The sequence below is a fragment of the Chromobacterium sp. LK11 genome, assembly GCF_001043705.1.
Lineage (GTDB): Bacteria > Pseudomonadota > Gammaproteobacteria > Burkholderiales > Chromobacteriaceae > Chromobacterium > Chromobacterium alkanivorans.
This window is the reverse complement of sequence record NZ_LDUR01000051.1, coordinates 1-22,205: the sequence shown is the minus strand read 5'-3', so window position 1 is coordinate 22,205 and position 22,205 is coordinate 1. Positions and strand designations below refer to the sequence as shown.

General features: G+C 64.8%; 20 protein-coding genes. 14 read left to right on the top strand and 6 right to left on the bottom strand.

What is annotated here, in order from left to right; translation table 11 throughout:
• Nucleotides 1-19: 19 nt before the first annotated feature.
• The 3 genes from VK98_RS22115 to VK98_RS23530 form a co-directional block, all read right to left on the bottom strand.
• Nucleotides 20-1,975 (bottom strand): hypothetical protein, encoded by a 1,956-nt coding sequence (locus tag VK98_RS22115; protein WP_048416083.1) that lies wholly within the window; start codon nt 1,973-1,975, stop codon nt 20-22.
• A 193-nt stretch (nt 1,976-2,168) separates the two neighbouring features.
• On the bottom strand, nt 2,169-3,773 hold the full coding sequence (locus VK98_RS22110) for an FAD-binding oxidoreductase (protein WP_048416082.1): 1,605 nt from the start codon (nt 3,771-3,773) through the stop codon (nt 2,169-2,171).
• A 681-nt stretch (nt 3,774-4,454) separates the two neighbouring features.
• Entirely contained in the window at nt 4,455-5,462 is a 1,008-nt protein-coding gene (locus VK98_RS23530) for a LysR substrate-binding domain-containing protein (protein ID WP_082159191.1), read from the bottom strand.
• Between the two features lie 147 nt (nt 5,463-5,609).
• Between VK98_RS23530 and VK98_RS22105 the strand changes: the two genes are divergently transcribed.
• From VK98_RS22105 to VK98_RS22045, 13 genes are all read left to right on the top strand, one after another.
• On the top strand, nt 5,610-6,356 hold the full coding sequence (locus VK98_RS22105) for an SDR family NAD(P)-dependent oxidoreductase (protein WP_048416081.1): 747 nt from the start codon (nt 5,610-5,612) through the stop codon (nt 6,354-6,356).
• A gap of 12 nt (nt 6,357-6,368) precedes the next feature.
• Entirely contained in the window at nt 6,369-6,662 is a 294-nt protein-coding gene (locus tag VK98_RS22100) for a putative quinol monooxygenase (RefSeq protein ID WP_048416080.1), read from the top strand.
• A gap of 495 nt (nt 6,663-7,157) precedes the next feature.
• Nucleotides 7,158-9,767: a glycoside hydrolase family 15 protein gene (locus VK98_RS22095; protein WP_048416109.1), complete on the top strand. Its 2,610-nt coding sequence runs from the start codon at nt 7,158-7,160 to the stop codon at nt 9,765-9,767.
• Nucleotides 9,768-10,031: 264 nt separating this feature from the next.
• The gene (gene tauA / locus VK98_RS22090) at nt 10,032-11,042 is read left to right on the top strand and encodes a taurine ABC transporter substrate-binding protein (RefSeq protein ID WP_231589352.1); all 1,011 of its coding nucleotides are present in this window, start codon (nt 10,032-10,034) and stop codon (nt 11,040-11,042) included.
• A gap of 16 nt (nt 11,043-11,058) precedes the next feature.
• A complete protein-coding gene (locus VK98_RS22085; RefSeq protein WP_048416107.1) occupies nt 11,059-11,853 on the top strand; it encodes a taurine ABC transporter ATP-binding protein in 795 nt (264 codons plus the stop codon).
• Entirely contained in the window at nt 11,840-12,718 is an 879-nt protein-coding gene (tauC, locus tag VK98_RS22080) for a taurine ABC transporter permease TauC (protein ID WP_082159190.1), read from the top strand. Before VK98_RS22085 ends, tauC begins: the two co-directional genes overlap by 14 nt.
• Nucleotides 12,719-12,772: 54 nt before the next feature.
• Entirely contained in the window at nt 12,773-13,603 is an 831-nt protein-coding gene (gene tauD / locus VK98_RS22075; protein ID WP_048416079.1) for a taurine dioxygenase, read from the top strand.
• A 226-nt stretch (nt 13,604-13,829) separates the two neighbouring features.
• A complete protein-coding gene (locus tag VK98_RS22070; protein ID WP_048416078.1) occupies nt 13,830-14,504 on the top strand; it encodes a CsgG/HfaB family protein in 675 nt (224 codons plus the stop codon).
• A 103-nt stretch (nt 14,505-14,607) separates the two neighbouring features.
• Nucleotides 14,608-14,964, top strand: coding sequence for a DUF4810 domain-containing protein (locus VK98_RS22065; protein WP_231589351.1), 357 nt, complete (start codon nt 14,608-14,610; stop codon nt 14,962-14,964).
• Between the two features lie 11 nt (nt 14,965-14,975).
• Nucleotides 14,976-15,635, top strand: a complete 660-nt coding sequence (locus VK98_RS22060; RefSeq protein ID WP_048416104.1) for a DUF799 domain-containing protein — start codon at nt 14,976-14,978, stop codon at nt 15,633-15,635.
• 189 nt (nt 15,636-15,824) lie between these two features.
• Nucleotides 15,825-16,652 (top strand): S1/P1 nuclease, encoded by an 828-nt coding sequence (locus VK98_RS22055; RefSeq protein ID WP_053077546.1) that lies wholly within the window; start codon nt 15,825-15,827, stop codon nt 16,650-16,652.
• A gap of 49 nt (nt 16,653-16,701) precedes the next feature.
• Nucleotides 16,702-17,799: an AAA family ATPase gene (locus VK98_RS22050; RefSeq protein WP_048416077.1), complete on the top strand. Its 1,098-nt coding sequence runs from the start codon at nt 16,702-16,704 to the stop codon at nt 17,797-17,799.
• A 118-nt stretch (nt 17,800-17,917) separates the two neighbouring features.
• Nucleotides 17,918-18,355 carry a DUF2846 domain-containing protein gene (locus VK98_RS22045; RefSeq protein ID WP_048416076.1) on the top strand — a complete coding sequence of 146 codons (438 nt, stop codon included), beginning with the start codon at nt 17,918-17,920 and terminating at the stop codon, nt 18,353-18,355.
• A 91-nt stretch (nt 18,356-18,446) separates the two neighbouring features.
• Here VK98_RS22045 and VK98_RS22040 read toward each other — a convergent pair whose 3' ends face one another.
• The 3 genes from VK98_RS22040 to VK98_RS22030 form a co-directional block, all read right to left on the bottom strand.
• Nucleotides 18,447-18,881, bottom strand: coding sequence for a lysozyme (locus VK98_RS22040; RefSeq protein WP_048416075.1), 435 nt, complete (start codon nt 18,879-18,881; stop codon nt 18,447-18,449).
• Between the two features lie 599 nt (nt 18,882-19,480).
• Nucleotides 19,481-20,302, bottom strand: coding sequence for an SAM-dependent methyltransferase (locus VK98_RS22035; RefSeq protein ID WP_048416074.1), 822 nt, complete (start codon nt 20,300-20,302; stop codon nt 19,481-19,483).
• A 63-nt stretch (nt 20,303-20,365) separates the two neighbouring features.
• Complete coding sequence (locus tag VK98_RS22030; protein ID WP_048416073.1) at nt 20,366-21,298, bottom strand: alpha/beta hydrolase; 933 nt, start codon at nt 21,296-21,298, stop codon at nt 20,366-20,368.
• A 435-nt stretch (nt 21,299-21,733) separates the two neighbouring features.
• On the opposite strand from VK98_RS22030, the gene VK98_RS23945 reads away from it, so the two are divergent.
• A complete protein-coding gene (locus VK98_RS23945) occupies nt 21,734-22,105 on the top strand; it encodes a hypothetical protein (protein WP_156188019.1) in 372 nt (123 codons plus the stop codon).
• The last annotated feature ends 100 nt before the right edge of the window (nt 22,106-22,205 follow it).

Here is a 22,205-nt window from a genome sequence, read left to right as displayed (position 1 = left end):
AGGGGGGCCGTTTGGGCGCTCAGGAGTCGTTGCCCTTGCGGCTCTTGCTCGTGCTGAGAGAGCCGCGGGTGGCGGCGATGTCGGCCTCGCTGGGCGGCGCGCTCTGGCGCAGCGGGCAGCGCTTGCCGTACATCAACTGGCGGTCGAAGGTTTTGCCGGTGCGGTCAATCACGTTCTGAAAGTAGTTGATCAGCATGCGCCGCTTGCTGGCGGACAGATCGCGCGTCACCGGCATCTGGTCCGGGTCTTCGATGGGCTTGTCGAAGACGAAGCGCATGATGAAGGCGCTGGCGTCGGCCACCGCTTGTTTGGAAAAGTCGAACAGGCCCTGGCTCATCACCGGGTAGAGGTTGGCGTATTGCTGCAGGATGGGCTGCACGTCCTCCCAGCGCGGGTTGTCCAGGTCGATGTCCTGGCCCGGTTGCGGGAAGCTGCTGAAAACCACCACCGCGAAGTTGTCGAAGGGCTGTTGCAGCGCCGGATCGGAGCCGGCCAGATTGTAGGAGATGGTGAACAGCTGGCCGTCCATGTATTCGCGCGGGGTGCCGAAGCTTTCCGGCCCGTGCAGGGTGACGGCGGCCCGGCCGGCCTGGTCGGTGATCGGGTCCGCCGGGCTGATGCGGATGGCGGCGTTGGGCACGTTGTTGACCGGCAGCAGCGCGCGCGGAGTGGTGCCCTGGGTCTTGTCGGTGGGGGTGTCGCTGTAATCCAGCATCGGCGCGCCGGCCCAGAAAGCCAGCGCCGCGCCGGCCAGCGGCTGGCCGTAGCGCGCCGCGTAGAGATGAGTGTGCAGGTGGTTCTTGTCCGGGTGGTTGGGGTCCAGGCGGATGGCGAAGTCCTCGGCGCGCACCTCGTTGCCCAGCAGCGCCTCGCGCACGCAGACCACGGCGCGTCCCTCCGCGCCCACCGGCTGGACGATGGCCAGCGGCAAGGGCTGATTGGCCAGCCGCAGCTGCGCCTCGTTCAGCGGCACGGACTGGATGCCGGCCTGCTGGTCTTGCAGCGTCTGCGAGGTGTCCACGCCGGCGATGGCGGTGTAGTCGTCCGGGCCTATCTCCGCGTCCTGCGCGGTCCATTCATTGTGCAGGATCGCGTATTGCAGCGGCGGCAGCGCCGCCACTTGGTAGTGGCTGTCCAGCGGCAGCGCGTTGCTGAGGTCCACTTGCAGGCTGGCGGTATCCTGATCCAGCCAGGAGGAGAAACAGCCGATGCCGTTCTGGCTGGCAAGATCGCTGCCCTGTTGCGTGGTGGGCATGAAGCGGCGGCCCAGGATGAAGGAGCGCGGCTGGCCGAGATAGGCCGGGCCGATGGCGCCGAGCACGGTGCCGTAGCCGAAGCCGGGGTCGCTATAGGTGGTGCTGTAGCCGTAGGTGGACAGGCGAATGGATAGCCGGTTCTGCTCGCTCAACTCGATCAGGCGCGTCAGCAGCGGGCTGTCGAAGCCGTCCAGATGCCACTGGATATTGGTGAGCACGGACTGAAAGACGGCGGAGGCGCCGCTGTCGCCCTGGCTGGCGGCGCGGGAGAACCACAGATCGCGGAAGGGGTTGCTCTGGTAGTCGGCGGTCATCAGCGGCGTGCCGTCCGGCTTGAGCAGGGACACCGCCAGGCCGTAGATGCTGGAGGCCAGCTGCCAGTCCGGGTCCAGGTCCACCATCTTGCCGGACGGTTTGCCGATGGCGTTGCCCACGCTGCAGGACAGCAGCGGGTCTTGCGCCGGATCGGTGATCAGAATGCCGCTGGGGCCGCGCAAGCTGCTCACCTGACAGTTGGCGAAGCGCATGATGGCGGTGCCGGTGGGGTGCCACCAGCCGTTGAAGGTTTTGGTGCGCCCGTTTTCCCCCGCTTGCTGATATTCCTGGAAGTGTGGTTCGAAGGTGGCGTTGTCGTAATGGCGCGGATCGTTGTTGACAGTGGAGACGTCGGATTGGAACTGGCCGGCAAAGGCCAGGCGGGGGAACTGCAGATAGCTCATATTGGCTCCTTGCCGGCAGGAAAATGCGCTGACGGTTTTTGTAGGCGATTTAATTCCATGGGCATAGCGCGGGTATAGGCGGCGCTGGCCGTAAGGGCAATGTTCTTTAGGACAGGTGGATGGGCGGGCCGCGGCGCGGCCCGGAAAGGGATTGGCCGACGCTGTACGGACACGCGTCGGCCGGGACTGGCGCTTACTCCGCGCCCAGCGACATCGCGTGCTTGAACACATTGCCCGGGTCGTACTGGCGTTTGATCGCCACCAGCTCCGGATACAGCGCGCCGTAATACAGCTCGCCCCAGCTATAGCCGGGCGTGCCCGGCTGAGCTCCGCTCAGCATGTCCACGTCCGGATAGTTGATGTAGCAGCCCTCGTAGGGCGAGTCCGGCAAGGCCGCCGAGGCCGGGTAGGGCGTGCCGTTGAAGCCGTCGGCGGCGTAGACGGCGTCGAAGAAGTCGCGCATCCAGCGCAGGTGCTGAGCGTCGTTGGCCGGGTCGGTCCAGTAGCTTTGGTATTGCAGCTTCATCACCGAGGCGCGCTGCGGCACCGCGGTCTGGTTGTCGGCCGGATCGAAGCCGTTGTTGCCGGCGCTGCGGTGGTTGATCGCGCCGCCGTAGGAGTCCACTTGCAGCAGCGATTGGGCCAGGTCTTTGTTGTCGGGGTCGGCGGTCAGGTGCTGGTGGATGGCCTTGCACTCCGCCGGGCTGAAGTTCCGCTTCATATAGGCGGATTTGTACTTGCCGCGCTGGTTGTTGCCGGAGCCGTTCAGCGTCTGGGTGGCGTATAGCCAGTCCATCGCCTGAGCGTGTTCCGGCAGCGGCGCGCTGTTTCTCGGCTGCGAGCGGTGCGGGATGTGGGGCAGGTGGCCGCCGCCGGGCAGGTAGGTGTTGAGCAGCTGCGGCTGGGCCACTTGCTCGATGCGCCGGTAGAAATCGTTGAACGGCGCGGTGTGGTTCAGCTTGCCGTCCCGGTCGGTGTATTGCACCACCAGCCCCAGGTTTTTGGCGCTGATATGGGTGAGCTTGAGCAGGCTGAACAGGCCGTAGCCGTCGGGCTCGCTGTCCGCCTCCTGCCAATATTGGCCATAGGTTTGCAGCAAGGCGGTAAAGCGGCCCAGGTCCTTGAAATCGTCCCAGCTGAATTGCAATAGCTGGATGCCCACCTGTTGCGGCGCCGGCGGCAAATCGTCGAAGTAATAGCTGGTGATCAGGCCGACGTTGCCGCCGCCGGCGCCCTTGCACAGCTTGAGCAGGCCGGCGAATTCATTGTCGGCGCGGGCGTGCACCTTGCGCACCTTGCCGCCGTCCGCCAGCAGGATGTCCACCGCGCTCAGCCAGTCCACGGTCAGGCCCTGCAGCCGCGACAGCAGGCCGTAGCCGCCGCCGCTGATATGGCCGCCGGCGCCCACGGAATAGCAGGAGCCGCCGGGCACGGTCTTGCCGGTGAGCTTGTACAGGCCGACGTAACCATCCCAGTTCTGATTGCCGGCCAGGAGCTGGAAGCCGTAGCGGCGGCCGTCCGTCGTCACATCCCGGCGCAGGCCGGAGAGTTGGCCGATGTCTATGATCAGGCCGCCGGGATTGTTGCTGACGAAGCCCTCGTAGCAATGGCCGCCGCTGCGGATGGTGGGATTGAGCCGGTGGTCCAGCGCGTATTGCAAGGCGGCGATGGCTTCGGCCTCGTCGCTGCAGACGACGATGCCGCCGGCCGCCTGGCCGGCTTCCGGCCAGCGTAGATTGAAGCCTTTTTTCAGCGTTTCGTAACGGCGGTCGTCCGGGGTGATGGCGTTCAAGCCCATGTCTAGTTCTCCTTTGAGTCGGCCGCAAGGGCGGTGCCCATGCGTTTTGCATGACATTGTTTTATAGACGAGCCGGACGGGGAGAACGCTGGCAAATGCTGAGCAGGGCGTTTGGGCAAGGGGAAGGCGGCCTGCCTGATAAGGGCTGGCGTTGCGGCGGAGGGGCTGGGACGGCGCTAGCGGTGGTCGGCTTGACGCGCGGGCGTGGTTTCGGCGGCCTCCTCGAACAACCAATCGCGCACGGCCCGCGCCGCCGGCTGCTTGGACTGTCGCGGCGAGAGGCTCAGACAAAGGGCACGGTGTGAAAGTGGGGTGGCCAGGGCGGGCTCGTGGTGATGACGATATCGGCGGCCGACCATCCGGTCGCCGGTCCGGGATGAGTTTCCACCGGCAGGCTGGGCGCCGTTTCAAAAAGCGGTACAGCCGGGATCGGTCATTTTCTGCTAAACCGCCGCGGTACGTGGATGTTCAGAGCGGGTGCGGTGTGCAGCATCAGTTTGTTGCAGAGTACGGGATGATGCTTAAGCAAGACGCTGAAGTTGCACCGTATTCAAGTCAATGCTTCAGTTGCACAGTCAGCGTCGCGCTTCGTTCCAGAAGCGGCTGGGTTTTACCATGGAAGGCTTGGGGAATAAGGAGTTACACATTAATTGTGCTTGGTACGATCAGGCTATGGCCGGGTTACTGAAGCCCGATGTCGACACCCGCATCAACATCTTGTTCTGGCCATAATGCCGTTGCTGGTAAAGCATTGCCGGGCAGCTCAGGCGCAGCCAAACAGTGAGGCAGCTCGGTTTGTAAAAAACTCACCACGGCGCGTACCGCTGGTGCCAAGCCCCGCCTGCTTGGAAATAAAACCACCAACGGCCCTCGCTCCAAGCGCCAGTCTGGCAAGACCATTTGCAGGCTACCCGCTTTCAGCTCCGCCGCGCAGGCATGTAGCGGTAGTGCTAAAACACCCTGACCGGCCAGGCCTATTTGCTTAAGTAGCGGTAGGCTGTCGCTTTGTAGCCTAACTCGCAGCGGTACTTTAGCTTGCTGTCCCGCCGGCCCGATCAAACGCCACAACTGTTCTTGCTCACTGGCCGGGGCATAAAACAGTGCATCGGCGGCAGCTAAAGCCGCTAGCGTTTCAATCGGGCCGGTTTGCGCCAGATAAGCCGGACTAGCTTGTAAACACCAAGGCACAGTACATAGTCTGGCCTGTACCAAACTAGAGGAATCAAGCCCCATGTCCACGCTGCGGACCGCCACATCAAACTGTTCTGATAGCAGGTCAATCCGTCGGTTAGTCGCTTGCACTACCAAGCGTATTTTGGGGTAGCGCAACATAAAGCGCGGCAATAACTGCGCCAATGCCTGTTCTGCGATCATCACCGGCAAACTCAGCCGCACGGTGCCGCTGGGCTCCAAGAGGCGGGTACGCACGGCCTCACTGCCCGCCTGTGCCTCGGCGATCATCGCGACACAATGTTGATATAGCGCCTGCCCTGCGTCGGTCAGGCTTAAACGGCGGGAGCTGCGCTGTAATAGCCGAACCCCCAGGCTGGCTTCCAGCTTGGCAACACGGCGCGACACGCGTGATTTCGGTATGCCCAGCAATTCGGCAGCGGCGGTAAAGCCCTGTTGTTGCACTACTTGCGCAAACAAATAAAGGTCGTTCAAATCCATCGCTAGCGGCTTAACCATGAGAGTCTCGTTCTTGTCGTTCCACTGGTGGAACGATAAGTTGTTTATTTGGCTATTTTTCTATTGTCGTTTCATCTGCATCATAAAGGCGGCTCACAAGCGCGAAAAGCACAATTTAACGACCTATCACTATCAGGAAGCATGCAAATGAAACTTAAACAGAAAGTGGCTGTAATTACGGGTGGTTCGCGTGGCATCGGCGCTGCCATTGCCCGTCAGTTGGCGCAAGCGGGCGCCAGCGTTGCCATTATCTACCACAGACAGCAAGAGCAGGCGCAGCAAGTGGTGGCCGCGATCCAAGACGCTGGTGGTCACGCAGCCGCTTTCGCCGCCGATGTCAGTGATGAAACTGCAGTACAGCAGGCCATTGGGCAAATCATTGCCCAGTTTGGCCAGATCGATATTCTGGTCAATAACGCCGGCATGTTGGAAATGCGCAGTTTGGCGGAGATTGATGCTGAGCACATCGCGCGGCAGTTCAATGTCAATGTCAATAGCGTGGTTTATCTGACCCAGCAAGCATTGCCGTATTTTCCACTCAACAACGGGCGTATTATTAATATATCAAGTAATCTTGTTTACCAATCAAAACCAGACAGTGCGATTTATTCGGCTAGCAAAGCTGCGGTGTCGGCGCTAACCCGTGTTTTTGCTGGGGAGCTGGGGCCGCGCGGCATTACTGTTAATGCGGTGGCGCCATCAATGACCCAGACCGATATGACTGCGGCCATGCCGGCGGCCAGCCGCCAGCAAGTGATAGATGCTACGCCGCTGGGACGAATCGGGGTGCCAGAGGACATTGCCAAGGTGGTGGAGTTCTTAGCTTCAGAGGATGCGGGCTGGATCACCGGTCGGACTTTGCTCACTGATGGCGGCTTGGTACATGGGTGGTGACAGGGGGATAACATGCATATCATCACTGTTCCGCTAACGATAAAAGCGGAGTATCTGGCGGACTATTTGCAGGAGTTGTCCGGCTTGCTGGCTCACATTAGGCGAGAACCGGATTGTCTGCGTTTTGATGTGTTGCAGAATGCTGACCAGCCCTGTCAATTACTGCTGCATGAAGTTTGGAGCAGTCGGGCCTACCTAGAGCAGCAGCAACTCAAGCGGCCTTACTATGCGCCTTATTTTGCGCGCATAGAGCCAATGCTGGAGACCCCCCGCGTTATACAGCATTGGCGGAGCATTTTACCCTAACCAATTTGCCATAAATAATGGCATGGCGATGAGGTGTGCAACGCATCCTGAGTTACCCGGCGACGCATGCAATAGAACTTACTCTGCTCAATAACCATCCTGCACGCCGCCACCGCCTTGCCGCATGCGTAGGTGTCGTGGCGGTGCGTTCCGGCATGCCGACCAACTCCATCGTTGGGGTCGCCATCATCCTGGGTGATCTCTGTCTGCTTGAGACTGCGGCAAAATGCCGCTCGAGTTTGCTTCTGGTGGCTGCGCACCCAAGTCTTGCGTTGTGAGGCGTAACACGGTGGGCGCACCTTCTAAATGCTCACCCACCTTAGGTCACTCAGCTTTCTTTTTAGCTTGCGTGATTGTGAACAGCGGCTAAACAACGGGTAGTAAAATTTCAGCGCCTGACCCTAAGGCCTGACCAGGCTGGAAATCCTCTGTTTTTGGAATGACATTTGGATTTTGTTTTGCTACGCTCCCAGCCAAAATCAGGAGCGAGCGGACATGATCAAGCAATGGATGGGCCTGGCCCTGCTGCTGGGCGGGCTGGGCGGCGCGGCGCAGGCCGGGGAAGCGTTTGGCGCGCCGGGGCTGACGGCGGTGCGCGGCCCGGCTGCCAAGTCTTTCGTCGGCGTGGCGGCGGAGGGGCCGTCGCGAGTGTATTTCACCGGCTATCGCGGCGTGGTGTCCGAGGTGTTCTACCCGGCGGTGGACACCCAGGCGGCGGTGGATCTGCAATTCCTGGTGGGCGACGCCGGCGGCGGCTTCGTCGACGAGGAAAAGCGGCAGGACTACCGCGTGCAGCGGCTGCATCCGCGCAGCATGAGCTGGCAGGCGCAGACCGGCAACCCGGCCCATCACTGGCGCATCAGCAAGCGCATCTTCACTGACCCGGCGCGCGACGCGCTGATCCAGCGCGTCACCTTCAGCGCGCTGGACGGCCGCCGCGTCGGCGATTTCCGGCTCTATCTGCTGTTCAAACCCTATCTGGACAACGCCGGCGCCGGCAACAGCGCCGCCACCCTGGCGCGCGCCGGCGGCGGCGCGGCCTTGGCGGCCAGCCGCAATCAACGCGCCTCGGCGCTGCTGAGCAGCTTGCCGTGGAAGACGCAGAACGGCCGCCGCATGCTGTCCAACGGCTTCGTCGGCCTCAGCGACGGCTGGACCGATCTGCTGGGCGGCGCGGCGGACAAGCGCATGGACTGGACCTTCGATTCCGCCGGCAACGGCAATGTGGCGCAGATGGGCTGGCTGGAACTGGGCGACCCGCGCGCGGCCAGCGTGTCCTTCGATGTGGTGCTGGGCTTCGGCGTAAGCCAGGGGCAGGCGCTGGACGTGGCCGCCGCCGCGCTGGGCGGCGATCTGGACGCGGCGCAGCGGCGCTACGACGCCGGCTGGCAGGCTTACGCCGCCGGCCTGTCCGATCAGGGCGGCAGCGCCGACGACGGCTATTACCTGGCCGCGATGACGCTGAAAACCATGCAGGACAAGGACAGCGGCGCGATGGTGGCAGGGTTGGGCACGCCGTGGGGCGCCAGCCAGGGCGACGCCAACGCCGGCGGCTACCACCTGGTGTGGCCGCGCGACCTGTTCAAGTTCGCCAACGCCCTGCTCACCGCCGGCGACCGCGCCACCGCCGCGCGGGTGACGGATTATCTGTTCAACACCTTGCAGCAGCGGCGCGACTGCGGCACGGCCGAATACGACGCCGCCGGCTGCCCGGACGGCTTCAGCCGCAACGGCCGCTTTCCGCAAAACGCCTGGGTCGGCGGTACGCAGTACTGGCAGGGCACCCAGATGGACGAGCAGGCCATGCCCATCCTGCTGGCCTGGCGGCAGGGGCCGGCGGTGTATTCGCCGCTGTGGCCGCACATCAAGCTGGCCGCCGATTACATTCTGAGCGCCGGGCCGTGGACCTATCAGGAGCGTTGGGAGGAGAACAGCGGCTATTCGCCGTCCACGCTGGCGGCGCAGATCGCCGGCCTGGCCGCCGCCGCCGACATCGCCCGCGCCAACGGCGACGACGCCAGCGCGGCGCGCTATCTGTCCGCCGCCGATTACTGGCAGCAGAACGTGGACGCCTGGACCTTCACCCGCAGCGGCGGCTTTGGCGACGGCCGTTATTATCTGCGCCTCAACCCGTCGGCGCGCGCCGGCGGAGCCAGCCGCGCCGGCCAGGCGCCGGCGCTGGGCCCGGACACGCCGCAGACGCTGGAGGTGAAGAACGGCGGCGGCAGCCGCGACGCGCGCCGGGTGGTAGACGGCGGTTTCCTGGAGCTGGTGCGCATGGGAGTGAAGCGCGCCGACGATCCGGCCATCGCCGCCACGCTGGGCATTTACGACGCGGTGCTGGGCCAGCGGCTGGAACTGTCCGGCGCGCCGGCGTTGCCGGTGAACGCCTGGTTCCGCTACAACTTCGACGGCTACGGCGAGCGCAACGACGGCGGCGATTTCGCCGGCAGCGGCGTGGGTCGGCTGTGGCCCATCTTCACCGCCGAGCGCGGCATCTACGAGATTGCGCGCCAGGGCGGCGGCGCGGCCGGCCAGCCCTATCTTGCCGCGCTGAAGCAGCTGGCCACGCCGGAGGGCATGTTGCCGGAGCAGGTGTGGCCGCACAGCGCGGTGCTGCCGGACGGCTGGGCGGTGGAGACGCCGGCCGGCAAGCGGGCCGGCACGCCCACCGGTTCGATCGCGCCGCTGAGCTGGGCGATGGGCGAATACATCAGCCTGCTGGCCTCCATCCGCGCCGGCCGCGTCGTCGATCTGCCGGAAGCCGCCTGCGCGCGTTATTACGCCTGCCGGGTGCCGCCCAAGGCCGGCGAGGCGACAGTGGAGATCCAGGCCGCCGCCGAGACCAGCTGGGGACAGCAGTTGTACGTGACCGGCGCGGCGCGCGCTCTGGGCAACTGGAACACCGACCTGGGCCTGCCGGCCGACGCGGCGGCTTATCCGCTGTGGAAGACCCGGGTCAATCTGCCAGCCGGCCAGCGCATCGAGTACAAGTACTACCGCAAGAACGCCGACGGCAGCGTGAGCTGGGAGCAGCGCGCCGGCAACCGCGTGTTGCAGGCGCCGGCCGGCGGGCTGACGTTGAATGATCAGGTGGCTTGGTGAGGCGGGCCGGGCTCTAAGAACCGGTTCAAAGTCTGCTGCGCTTCGGCGATACGGCGTTGAAAGCAAGCTCAAAATGCTCATGTACCACTCGTACATTCCGCTTTTTCGCTCGTTTTCGCCTTGTCTCGCTCTTGCTCGCGAGACTTTGAACAGGCTCCAATACGCTATTGATTTATTTGGAATATTGAAAGCAAATTTAATTACTTTTTGATATTAAACATGGCTTTTATAGTGTGCTGAGTCCCCCTTGTTCAGGAACTCGCCATGTCCATGTTCATCTCCCGCCGTTCCCTGCTGGCGCTCAGCCTCGCCAGCCTCTCTCTTGTTGCCTTGGCGGCACACGCCGCCGAGGCCCCCATCGTCATCGGCTACCAGACCGGGGTCGATCCTTCCAAGGTGGCCCAGGCCGATGGCCTGTACGAAAAAGCCATCGGCCGGCCGCTGCAGTGGCGCAAGTTCGAGAGCGGCGCGGAAGTGCTCGCCGCGCTGGCCTCCGGCGACGTGCACATCGCGGACCTCGGCTCCAGCCCGCTCAGCGCCGCCGCCACCCGCCAGTTGCCGATCCAGACCTTTCTGATCGTCGCCGAGATCGGCAACTCCGAAGCGCTGGTGGCGCGCAAGGGCAGCGGCATCAAGAGCCCGCGGGACCTGATCGGCAAAAAGGTGGCGGTGCCCTATGTCTCCACCACCCATTACAGCCTGCTGGCGGCGCTCAAACACTGGAAGCTGGACCCGGCCAAGCTGTCCATCGTCAATCTGCGCCCATCCGAGATCAGCGCCGCCTGGCAGCGCGGCGACATCGACGCCGCCTATGTCTGGGATCCGGCGCTGAGCCAGGCGTTGAAAACCGGCTCGGTGCTGGTCAACTCCGAACAAGTGGGGCAATGGGGTGCGCCCACCTTCGAAGCCTGGGTGGCGCGCAAGGATTTCGCCGCCGCCCAGCCGCAGGCGCTGGCCGCCTTCGCCAAGGTGACCTTGCAGGCCTTCGCCGATTACCGCGCCAAGCCGGCGGCCTGGAGCGCCGGCTCGCCGCAGGTGGCCAAGATCGCGCGGCTGACCGGGGCCGATCCGGCGCAGATTCCCGGCCTGCTGGCCGGCAGCCGCTTCCCGCTGGCGCAGGAGCAGCTGTCGCCGCGCTTGTTGGGCGGCGGCACCGCCAAGGCCTTGCGCGACACCGCGCTGTTCCTGAAGGAGCAGAAGAAGGTGGAAGCGGTGCTGCCGGATTATCAAGCCTATGTCGAGCCGCGCTTCGTGCGGCTGGCGCAGCCGCGCTGAGCGCCAGGAGGCCGCGATGGCGAGCTTGATCGTGGAAAACGCCGGCGTCAGCTACGCCGGCCCGTCCGGCCCGGTGCAGGCGCTGGACCGGGTGTCGCTGGAGCTGCGTTCCGGCGAAATCGTGGTGGCGCTGGGGCCGTCCGGCTGCGGCAAATCCACCTTGCTGGGGCTGATGGCCGGTTTTCAGACGCCCAGCCAGGGCCGGGTATTGGCCAACGGCCGGCCGGTGCGCGGGCCGGGCGCGGATCGCGGCGTGGTGTTCCAGGACGACGCGCTGATGCCCTGGCTCAACGCCGAGGACAATGTGGCCTTCGGCCTGCGCCTGCGCGGGGTGCCGCGCGAGCAGCGGCGGCGCGAGGCGCGCCGCATGCTGGGCTGGGTGGGGCTGGAGGCCTTCGCCGGCCACGCGCTCAGCCAGATGTCCGGCGGCATGCGCCAGCGCCTGGGCCTGGCGCGCGCGCTGGCGGCCGATCCCGACTTCCTGCTGCTGGACGAGCCCCTGGGCGCGCTGGACGCGCTGACCCGGGAAAAGATGCAGTCGCTAATCCTCAGCCTGTGGCAGCGCAGCGGCAAGGGCATCTTCCTGATCACCCACAGCATCGAGGAAGCGCTGTTTCTCGGCACCGAGCTCTTGGTGCTGACGCCGCGTCCCGGCCGCATCGCGCTGCGGCAGAAGCTGGGCTTCGCCCAGCGCTACGCCGCCGGCGAATCGGCGCGTTCGATCAAGGCCGATCCCGCCTTCATCGCCATGCGCGAGCACTTGCTGGATTGGATTTTACGCGCCGAGGAGGCCGACCATGCCGCCGCTTGAACTGACTGAGCTGACTGAACTGGGCCCGGCCGCGCAGGCCGAGCTGAGTGCGCCGCCGCCGGCCCATCCCCCCACCCCTAGTCCTGGCCGCGCTGTTTGGCGTCGGCGCTGGCCCAGCGCGCTGTCCGTGGGCGGCCTGCTGCTGCTGTGGTGGGCGGCCAGCGCCGGCGGCCTGGTGTCGCCGCTGTTTCTGCCCGGCCCGGCCCAGGTGGCGGCGCGGCTGGCGGACCTGGCGGTCAACGGCTTCATGGACGCCAGCCTGTGGCGTCACGCCGCCGCCAGCCTGGGCCGGGTGGGCCTGGCGCTGCTGCTGGCCGCGGCCACCGCGGTGCCGCTGGGCATGCTGATGGGCCTGAGCCGGCGCGCGCATGCGGCGCTGGACCCGTTGATCGAGTTCTACCGACCGGTGCCGCCCCTGGCCTATCTGCCCCTGATCGTGATCTGGTTCGGCATCGGCGAGGCTAGCAAGGTGTTGCTGATCTATCTCGCCATCTTCGCGCCGCTGGCCATCGCCACCGCCGCCGGCGTGCGCCGCGCGGACCCGGCGCGGCTGCAGGCGGCGCGCTCGCTAGGCGCCAGCCGCGGCCAGCTGCTGCGGCTGGTGGTGCTGCCCAGCGCGCTGCCGGAGATCCTGACCGGGCTGCGCATCGGCCTGGGCGTCGGCTGGTCCACGCTGGTGGCGGCGGAGTTGGTGGCCGCCACCCGCGGGCTGGGCTTCATGGTGCAGTCCGCCGCCCAGTTCCTGGTCACCGACGCGGTGATCGCCGGCATCCTGATCATCGCCTGGATCGCGCTGGCCTTGGAGTTGGGGCTGCGTTGGGCGGAGCGGCGCTTCGCCGGCTGGGCCGCGCCGGAGCGGTTTTGAGCGAGTTTTCGATTTCTTGGATTTGAATCCGCTGAGCGGATAAGGAGCACATTCATGAGCCTGCAACTGCAAGCCCTCAGCCCGGCCCTGGGGGCCATCGTTTCCGGCGTCGACTTGAGCGCGCCGCTGTCCGGCGCCGAGCGCGACGCGATTGAGGCGGCGCTGCTGCGCCACCAGGTGCTGTTCTTCGAGAACCAGCCGCTGACGCCGCGCCAGCAGCGCGATTTCGCCGCCCGCTTCGGCGATCTGCACCTGCACCCGGTCTACCCGACGGTGGCGGAGCAGCCGGAAATCATCGTGCTGGACACCCATGTCGACAATCTGCCGGACAACGACAACTGGCACACCGACGTCACCTTCATCGCCACCCCGCCGCTGGGCGCGGTGTTGTCGGCGCGGCAGTTGCCGGACGTGGGCGGCGACACGCTGTGGAGCAGCAACAGCGCCGCTTACGAAGCGCTGTCGCCGGCCTTGCGCGCGTTGCTTGACGGCCTCAGCGCCGAGCACAGCTTTATTCATTCCTTCCCGGAAAGCCGCTTCAAGGACACGCCGCAATACGCGCGCTGGCAACAGGCCAGCCGCGACCATCCGCCGGTGGTGCACCCGGTGGTGCGCACCCACCCGGTCACCGGCCGCAAGGGCCTGTTCGTCAACGAGGGCTTCACCACCCGCATCCTGGAGCTGGCGCCGCGCGAGAGCGAGGCCCTGCTGGCCTTGCTGTTCGCCCATGCCGCGCGGCCGGAATTCACCGTGCGCTGGCGCTGGAAGGAAAACGATCTGGCGTTCTGGGACAACCGCGTCACCCAGCATTACGCGGTGGCGGATTACCTGCCGCAGCGCCGGGTGATGCACCGCGCCACCATCCTGGGCGACCGGCCGCGTTGAGCGGAGCGGGAGGAAAGTAACAAGCCCGGCTATGCCGGGCTTTTCAATTCCAATGGTCTTAAATTGCCGGAGAGCTGAGGGATTTAATGTTGGCTATCCAGCGCTGGAAAAGGGTTTGGAACCTATATTTGATAAGTCTGTTTTGGCATAAATAGCGTCGACCGGCCTATCGGCGCGGCAGTATGATGTTCGACTGTCCGAGTTGGATGTTTAGAGAGAATAAAAAATGAAGATCGCAAACAAATGCGTCGTATTCGCCATGGTCGCGGCGGCGGGGTTGAGCGGCTGCGCGACGGAAAGCTCGCGCGCGCTGACGGTTGCCCAGGTGGAAACCGCCGGCAAACCTTACGCCGGCCCGCGTTCCCCTATCGCGGTGGGCAAGTTCGACAATCGCTCCAGCTATATGCGCGGCATTTTTTCCGACGGCGTGGACCGTCTGGGCGGCCAGGCCAAGACCATCCTGATCACTCACCTGCAGCAGACCAACCGCTTCAATGTGCTGGACCGCGACAACCTGGAAGAAATGAAGCAGGAGGCCGCGTTCAGCAAGCAAGCGCAGGCGGTCAAGGGCGCTACCTATGTGGTGACCGGCGACGTGACCGAGTTCGGCCGCAAGGAAGTGGGCGACCACCAGCTGTTCGGCATCCTCGGCCGCGGCAAGCAGCAGATCGCTTACGCCAAGGTCAACCTCAACATCGTCAAGGTGGCCACCTCGGAAGTGGTGTACTCCACTCAGGGCGCCGGCGAATACAGCCTGTCCAACCGCGAAATCATCGGCTTCGGCGGCACCGCCAGCTATGACTCTACGCTGAACGGCAAGGTGCTGGACCTGGCGATGCGCGAGGCGGTGAACAAGCTGACCGCGGCCATAGATTCCGGCGCCTGGCAGCCTGCCAAATAAGACCGGCTGATCCTGCGTTGCGCTTCTAAGCGTTAAGCAAGCCTCGGATGATTACAGGGCGGGCCGGCAGCCCGTCCGCCTTACCTTTTGCAAGATGAACATCATGAAACACAAGATGGCGAAAACGCCGCTATTGGCGCTGGCCCTGCTGGGCGGCGCATTGTTGACCGGCTGCGCCAGCCAACACTCGTTGTACCAGTGGGAAAGCTACCAGCCCCAGGTCTATCAGCACTTCAAGGGCGCGGCGGCGGAAGAGCAGGTCACCGCGCTAGAGCGCGATCTGCAGAAGATCCGCGCAAACGGCAAGACCCCGCCGCCGGGCTATCACGCCCACCTGGGCATGTTGTACGCCAGTCTGGGCAAGGGGGATCAGATGGCTCAGGAATTTCAGACCGAGAAGCAGCTGTTTCCGGAGTCCGCCGCCTATATGGATTTCCTGCTGAAGAAAGCCAAGAAGTGAAAGCCCGCACCATGATCAAACGCATTGCCCAATGGCTGGCCTTCCTGGCCATCGCGGCGCTGGCCACCGGCTGCGCCAGCCACAAGCCCTATGACTACACCGCTTACAAGCAGAGCCGGCCGCGTTCCCTGCTGGTGCTGCCGCCGTTGAACGAATCGCCGGAAGTGGCCGCCAGCTACGGCATGTTGTCGCAAGTCACCATGCCGCTGGCCGAAGCCGGCTACTACGTATTGCCGGTGACGCTGGTGGACGAAACCTTCAAGCAGAACGGCATGAGCACGGCCTCGGACATCCACGGCGTGGCTCCGGCCAAGCTGAAGGAAATCTTCGGCGCGGATGCCGCGCTGTACGTGACCGTGAGCAAGTACGGCACTCGCTACAGCGTGATCAGCAGCGACACCGTGGTGTCCGCCAGCGCCAAGATGGTGGATCTGAAGACCGGCGCGGTGCTGTGGAGCGGCTTCGCCACAGCCTCCAACAACGAGGGCAACAACAACTCCGGCGGCGGCCTCGTGGGTCTGTTGGTGACCGCGGCGTTGAAGCAAATCATCAACAGCGCCACCGACGCCAGCCACGATATGGCCGGCGTCACCAGCCAGCGTCTGTTCAGCGCCGGTCGCAACGGCGGTCTGTTGTACGGTCCGTACTCTCCTAGATACGGCACCGACTGAATCCGCAAGTTATCGAGAACACCGAGCCCGGCATTGCCGGGTTTTTTTACGGGCATCGAGCTGCGACATATCTCCATGTGAAATGATAATGGCATTTAAATTTAACGATTTTCGGGTAATATCCGTCCGCCATAAAAGCGGCGGGCGGAGCGCCCGCCTTGGCCAATCACAATCACAAGAGAAACCGTCATGAAGAAATTTACGCTCGCCCTGCTGTTGTCCGCCGCCTTCGCGCTGCCCAGCGCCCAGGCGCTGGCCTGGGGTCAGGAAGGCCACCGCGTCACCGGCTACGTCGCCCAGCAACTGTTGAGCCCTCAGGCTAAGGCCGCGGTCAATCAGCTGATCCCCAACGCGGACTTCGCCCAGCTGGCCCTGTACATGGACCAGCACAAGCAGGAATTGAAGCAGCAGCTGCCGGGCTCGGATCAATGGCATTACAACGACGAACCGGTGTGCGACGGCGTGGAAGAGGACGATTGCCCCAGCGGCAACTGCGCGTCCAATCAGATCACGCGTTACAGCAAGGTGCTGGCCGACAAGAGCGCCAGCAAGTCCGCCCGCGCCCAGGCGCTGACCTTCCTGCTGCACATGATCGGCGACATCCACCAGCCGCTGCACGCGGCCGACAACCACGACCGCGGCGGCAACGACGTCAAGACGCGGCTGGCCGGCAGCAACAAGACCGGCAATCTGCACTCGGTGTGGGACACCGCCCTGGTGCAGCAGGCCTTGAGCGGCGCCAACGAGCAGAGCTGGGCGGCGCAGAACCTCAAGTACTACGCGCGCAACATCGCCGGCTGGCAGAGCGGGCAGGTCAATGACTGGATCAAGGAATCCAATCAGTACGCGCGCAGCGAGGTCTACGGCCCGCTGTCCAACTTCAGCTGCGGCAGCGCGCCCAGCGACGTGGCCTACCTGGACCGCACCTACCAGACCGCCGGCGCTCAGCTGGTCAAACAGCAGCTGGTCAAGGCCGGCGCGCGCATCGCCATGGTGATCAACCAGGCGCTGCAGTAAACCGGCGCGTCCGCGCTAGAATGGCGGCTCCGTCGTCACCGGAGCCGCCATGTCCATTCACGAGCTCAGCCTCAAGGGCTTCCGTTCCATCCGCCAACTGCGGCTGGAGCTGGAGCCGCTCAACGTCGTCGTCGGGCCCAACGGCTGCGGAAAATCCAATCTCTACAAGGCGGTGCGCCTGCTGCACGAGGCCGCTTGCGGCCGCCTGTCCGCTGCCTTGGCGGAAGAGGGCGGCATCCAGAAGGCGATGTGGGCCGGCGGCCTGCGCCGCGGCGACCGCAAGGGCGAGCCCAAGCGCATGACGTTGGCGGCGCGGTTGGCCGACTACGACTACGAATTGCAGCTGGGCTACCCCGAACCCAGCCGCAGCCTGTTTTCGCTGGACCCGCTGGTGAAGGAGGAAACGCTGTGGTTGGCCGGACAGGGCCGCCGCCCCTCGGCCCAGGTGTTGGAACGGCGCAATCAGAGCGCCTTTCTCACCAGCGTGGACGGGGTCAGGACTACCTATCCATTGGGCCTGCAAGCCGAGGAATCGGTGTTCGGCCAATTGGCTGAGCCGCATCTTTATCCCGAGGTGTCGCAAGTGCGCGAGACGCTGCGGCGCTGGCGCTTCTACCATGAGTTCGCGGTGTGGCCCGGCTCGCCGCCGCGCGCGCCGCAGGTGGGCATCCGCTCGCCGGTGCTGGCGCACGACGGCGGCAACCTGGCGGCGGCCTTCCAGACCATTGTGGAGATCGGCGACGTCGAACTGCTGCGCAGCGTGCTGGCCGACGCGTTTCCGGACAGCAGCTTCCAGGTGGAGGCGTTGCACGGTCGTTTTCAGATGCTGATGCAGCGCAACGGCATCCTGCGGCCGCTGGAGGCGGCCGAGTTGTCCGACGGCACCCTGCGCTTCCTGTGCCTGGCGGTGGCCTTGCTCAGCCCGCGCCCGCCGGCCTTCATGGCCTTGAACGAACCGGAAAACAGCCTGCACCCGGACTTGCTGCCGGCGCTGGCGCGGCTGATCGCCGAAGCCGGCCGCCACAGCCAGCTGTGGGTGACCAGCCATTCGCCGCGGCTGGCGGAGCTGATTGCGCGACACCGGCCGCTGCGCCGTTTCACGCTGGCGCAGCGCGATGGGGAGACGGTGTTGGCGGACGAGGATTGAGTGGGGGCGATGAGCCCGGCTCTGCTTCACGAAAAGTGAAAATGGATGGATGCGAGGCGGAATATTTGCATGTAGAATCCCCGCCGCCATACCATTCAAATATAAGAAAGAACTTTCCGTGAAAAAACTATTTGCCGCGGCTTCCCTGCTCGCGCTGTTGTCCGGTTGCGCCTCCACCACGCTGGCCACGCCCGAGGCGGACGCCCAAGCCAAGCAGTTCAACTCCCAGCCGGCCAAGGCCCGCGTCTACATCTATCGCAACGAGGCGATGGGCGCCGCCGTGAAAATGAACGTGCTGGCCGACAACAAGGCCCTGGGCGACACCGTGGCCAAAACCTACATCATGGCGGACCTGGAGCCGGGCTCCCATACCCTGGTGGGCAAGGCCGAGAACGACTCCAGCCTGACTCTGGACCTGATGGCGGGCAAGATTTACTACGTTTGGCAGGAAGTGAAGATGGGCGTGCTGTACGCTCGCAACAAGCTGCAGAGCGTTGACGAGGCGGAAGGTCAAAAAGGGGTGAAAGAGTCCCAGCTGGTGCAGTCGCCGCAATAAGCAATGGTGCTGGCGCGGCTGAGTAAGCCGCGCTCCGCAAGAAAAAGCCCAAGCATCCGCTTGGGCTTTTTTCATGGCTCAGACCGCGTGTTCAGGCCGGCTTCAGAAACAGCGCCTGCTCCGCCGCGCGGCGGCGGGTGAGGCCGGGCAGGACCTTGCCGCCTGCCTTGTTCCAGCGCGGGAACTGAGCGGTGGCGCCGGCGTAGTCGCGCTGATTCAGCAGGCGCAGCAGCGTGGAGTTTTGCAGCGAGCCCAGGCCCAGGTTGTAGCTGAAGCTGACCAGCGCGTCGAACTGGTTCTGGTTCAGCGGCACCTGGACCAGCCGGGTGACGCCGGCTTCGAAGCGGCTCAGGTCGCGCGCCAGCAGCGCGTCGGCCTGGGCCTGGGTGATGACCAGGCCCGGCGTCACGTCCGGACCGGTGTGGCCGTAGCCTATGGTCCAGACGCCCACCGCGTCCTGGTAGGCCTTGAGACGCAGGCCTTCGAATTGCTGGATCAATTTGACGCCGTTGGCGCTGATATTCATGTCGGGCTCCTGGGAAGGGCCCCCGGCGGACGCGGAGAGACGCTCGAAAGAAACTGAGGCGGGAGGAGAGGCGGGCGGGGGCGGGACCGGCCGCGCGGGGCGGTCCGGGTGCGTCGTCCCCATTATGCTCAGGGCCCGGAGGCGGGCCGAGGCGACGGGCGTCAGTGCTGGGCGGTGGGTATCGCCTGCGGCTCCACCCACCCTACGCGCGGCGGCTTGTCATCGGTAGGGTGGGTGGAGCGCAGCGATACCCGCGCGGGAGTCTTCTCGGTATGAAGCGGACCGGAGCTAAAACCTGCCGGTGCGGACTGCGGCGGGCGGCGGTATCGCCTGCGGCTTCAGCCACCCTACGCGCGGCGGCTTGTCATCGGTAGGGTGGGAGGAGCGCAGCGATACCCGCGCGGGAGTCTTCTCGGTATGAAGCGGACCGGAGCTAAAACCTGCCGGTGCGGACTGCGGCGGGCGGTGGTATCGCCTGCGGCTTCAGCCACCCTACGCGCGGCGGCTTGTCATCGGTAGGGGGGGTGGAGCGCAGCGATACCCGCGCGGAAACCCCTTGCGTACAGGGTTTCGCGGCGTGTCAGGCTTTGAGCCGGTGTTTAGTACACAAAGCGCTCGCGCAGATCTTCCAGGTTCAGCTCTTTCAGAATCGCTTCCTGGCGTTCGCGCGCGCTGTTTTTGCGCTGGCCGGTGTACTTGGCGATGATCAGCTCGTTCTTCATCGAGTGCTCCCAGCCCACCAGCTCGGTGACGGTGAGCTGATAGCCGCGGGCTTCCAGCTGCAGGCAGCGCAGCACATTGGTCAGATGGCTGCCGAACTCGCGGGTGTGGATGGGGTGGCGCCACATTTCGGACAGCGGGGTCAGGCCGAAGCTCTGATTTTTCTTCTGGCGCAGCACGCCGGCCACTTCTGCCTGGCAGCAAGGCACCAGCACGATGTAGCGCGCGTTCTTGGCCAGCGCGAAGCGGATGGCGTCGTCGGTGGCGGTATTGCAGGCGTGCAGCGCGGTGATGATGTCCACCTGCTGCGGCAGTTGGTCCGAGGTGATCGACTGTTCCACGCTCAGGTTCAAGAAGCCCATGCGTTCAAAGCCGAGGCGGGCGGCCAGCTCCTGCGAGCGGCTGACCAGTTCCGGCCGGGTCTCGATGCCGTAGACGCTGCCGGCGGCCTTGTCCTTCAGGAACAGGTCGTAAAGGATGAAGCCCAGGTAGGATTTGCCGGCGCCGTGGTCGGCCAGGCTCATCTCGCCTTTTTCCGCCAGCACGTCGGCCATCAGCGGTTCGATGAACTGGTACAGGTGGTAAACCTGTTTCAGCTTGCGGCGGGTGTCCTGGTTGATCTTGCCGTCGCGGGTCAGGATGTGCAGCTCTTTGAGCAGTTCCAGCGATTGCTGCGGTTTGATCTCGGGAATCAGGCTCATGGCGGCCTCCTGCGAAAAACGAATCGCCGGATTTTAGTCCAATTCGCGCCGGCGCGCTCGGGATCAGCCCGCGCCGGCGGGTTGCGCGCTTATCCGCTCCAGCCAGCGTAGCATGTCCTGCTCCACTTCCACTCGGTTGGTTTCGTTCAGCATTTCGTGGCGGCCGCCGGGGTAGACCGTGGTTTGCACGTCCAGCAGGCCGGCCTCGCGGTAGCGGATTTCCAGCTGGCCCAGGCCCAGCTTGCCCAGGCTGACCGGGTCGCGGCTGCCGGCCAGCAGCCAGACCGGACAGCGGCGCGGCAGCTCGTCGCCCTGCGCCTCGCCGCGCTCCATGGCGATGATGCCGCCGAACAAATCTATCCACAGTCCGGGGCAGGGGTCGAAGCCGCACAGCGGGTCCGCCAGGTATTTGTCCACTTCCGCCGGGTCGCGGCTCAGCCAATCCATGCTGGTGCGGGCGGGCAGAAAGCCCAGGTTGAAGCTGCCGAAAACCAGCCGCGCCAGCAGCCGGCTGGGCCGTTCCGGGCTGCCGCAGCGGGCCACCAGCCGGGCCAGGCCGCGCAGCAGCCAGGCCAGCGGCCGCTGGCGGTAGCCGGTGGCGGACAGCACCAGGCCGGACAGCGCCGCGCCGTGGCGCAGGAAATAAGCGCGGGCGATGAAGGAGCCCATGCTGTGGCCGAACAATACCACCGGCAGGCCGGGGTGTTGCTCGGCGGCATGGCGGCGCAAAGTCTCCACGTCGGCCACCACCTTGTCCCAGCCGCCGTCGGCGGCGAAATGGCCGCGCAGCCGCGGCGCGGCGCCGTGGCCGCGGTGGTCGTGGGCGTAGACCGCGTAGCCGGCGGCGCTCAGGGTCTGGGCGAAGCGGTGGTAGCGCACCGCGTATTCGCTCATGCCGTGGGAGATCAGCACCACGGCGCGCGGGGCGCCGTCCGGCAGCCAGCAGGCGGCGTGCAGGGTTTCCCCGTCGTCGGCGTTCAGGTGGAAGGTTTGCATGCGTTGAGCCCTTTTATGGCCTGTTTTGACTGCGCCGCGGCATCAGGGTTGCGGCGGGGCGGCGGCTTCACAGCAGAACATGGCGCAAGGATGCTGGCAAGCGCTATCCAAATGTCCTGGCGTGTTCGCCGTCACCGGGATGGGACGGTATTTCGAATACGTCCCCGGACGCGCCGCGCTTGACCAGGCCAGGCGGGGTGGGCAACATGGGCCGCATGCCGTTTCATACAGCGCGGCATCAGGAATGGAAGCCTGAATTGAGTAGGAGGGATTTATCATCCCTCGCCACGCTATAGCTGCGCCCATCAGGGCAGGTTATGGCAGGGAGGCCTTTGGCCTGCTGGCTCCTACTCGCCTGTCTTCCAACCCTGCCATATGCCTGCCCATCTTGATTGGAAGCGGGGTGGCAGGCTCTCTGTTCAGTAGGAGCCCGTCATGCCGATATTGTCAGTGCTGTCCCTGCTTTCAAAACCGCCTCCGCCCAAGGAGGCCGTTCAATCTCCCTCCGTTCCCCCGGCGGCTAGCCGTCTAATCAAGACCGTCAAATATCTGCAAGGTCTTCGTTCGGAAAATGCCGCGCTTTCCGCCATTGATCCGGCGTTGATCCATTTAGCCCGCTGTTGCGAGCATTACGACGATATCGCCGAAGAGCTGCGTCAATGCAATGAAGCCTTGGGCGCGGTGCTGTTGATGCTGCGTCACACTGAGAACGCGCAAGTGCGCGGCAAGGCCTTGTGGGCCTTGCTGGAGCCTTTGCAGCAGCGTTTGCAGAGGGCGATGGAAAGGCTGGAGGCCGTTACGTCGTAGAACCGTTCACGATCCGTTGCGCGTCGCGAGCAAGGCCTTGTTTCGCCTTGGTTGGCGTGATCCTCAACCGCGGGTGCTGGTGGGTATCGCCTGCGGCTCC

Coding starts and splice junctions, on each gene's coding strand:
- VK98_RS22115 (WP_048416083.1), bottom strand. CDS start 1,975: ATGAGCTATCTGCAGTTCCCCCGCCTGGCCTTTGCCGGCCAGTTCCAA.
- VK98_RS22110 (WP_048416082.1), bottom strand. CDS start 3,773: ATGGGCTTGAACGCCATCACCCCGGACGACCGCCGTTACGAAACGCTG.
- VK98_RS23530 (WP_082159191.1), bottom strand. CDS start 5,462: ATGGTTAAGCCGCTAGCGATGGATTTGAACGACCTTTATTTGTTTGCG.
- VK98_RS22105 (WP_048416081.1), top strand. CDS start 5,610: ATGAAACTTAAACAGAAAGTGGCTGTAATTACGGGTGGTTCGCGTGGC.
- VK98_RS22100 (WP_048416080.1), top strand. CDS start 6,369: ATGCATATCATCACTGTTCCGCTAACGATAAAAGCGGAGTATCTGGCG.
- VK98_RS22095 (WP_048416109.1), top strand. CDS start 7,158: ATGATCAAGCAATGGATGGGCCTGGCCCTGCTGCTGGGCGGGCTGGGC.
- tauA (WP_231589352.1), top strand. CDS start 10,032: ATGTCCATGTTCATCTCCCGCCGTTCCCTGCTGGCGCTCAGCCTCGCC.
- VK98_RS22085 (WP_048416107.1), top strand. CDS start 11,059: ATGGCGAGCTTGATCGTGGAAAACGCCGGCGTCAGCTACGCCGGCCCG.
- tauC (WP_082159190.1), top strand. CDS start 11,840: ATGCCGCCGCTTGAACTGACTGAGCTGACTGAACTGGGCCCGGCCGCG.
- tauD (WP_048416079.1), top strand. CDS start 12,773: ATGAGCCTGCAACTGCAAGCCCTCAGCCCGGCCCTGGGGGCCATCGTT.
- VK98_RS22070 (WP_048416078.1), top strand. CDS start 13,830: ATGAAGATCGCAAACAAATGCGTCGTATTCGCCATGGTCGCGGCGGCG.
- VK98_RS22065 (WP_231589351.1), top strand. CDS start 14,608: ATGAAACACAAGATGGCGAAAACGCCGCTATTGGCGCTGGCCCTGCTG.
- VK98_RS22060 (WP_048416104.1), top strand. CDS start 14,976: ATGATCAAACGCATTGCCCAATGGCTGGCCTTCCTGGCCATCGCGGCG.
- VK98_RS22055 (WP_053077546.1), top strand. CDS start 15,825: ATGAAGAAATTTACGCTCGCCCTGCTGTTGTCCGCCGCCTTCGCGCTG.
- VK98_RS22050 (WP_048416077.1), top strand. CDS start 16,702: ATGTCCATTCACGAGCTCAGCCTCAAGGGCTTCCGTTCCATCCGCCAA.
- VK98_RS22040 (WP_048416075.1), bottom strand. CDS start 18,881: ATGAATATCAGCGCCAACGGCGTCAAATTGATCCAGCAATTCGAAGGC.
- VK98_RS22035 (WP_048416074.1), bottom strand. CDS start 20,302: ATGAGCCTGATTCCCGAGATCAAACCGCAGCAATCGCTGGAACTGCTC.
- VK98_RS22030 (WP_048416073.1), bottom strand. CDS start 21,298: ATGCAAACCTTCCACCTGAACGCCGACGACGGGGAAACCCTGCACGCC.
- VK98_RS23945 (WP_156188019.1), top strand. CDS start 21,734: ATGCCGATATTGTCAGTGCTGTCCCTGCTTTCAAAACCGCCTCCGCCC.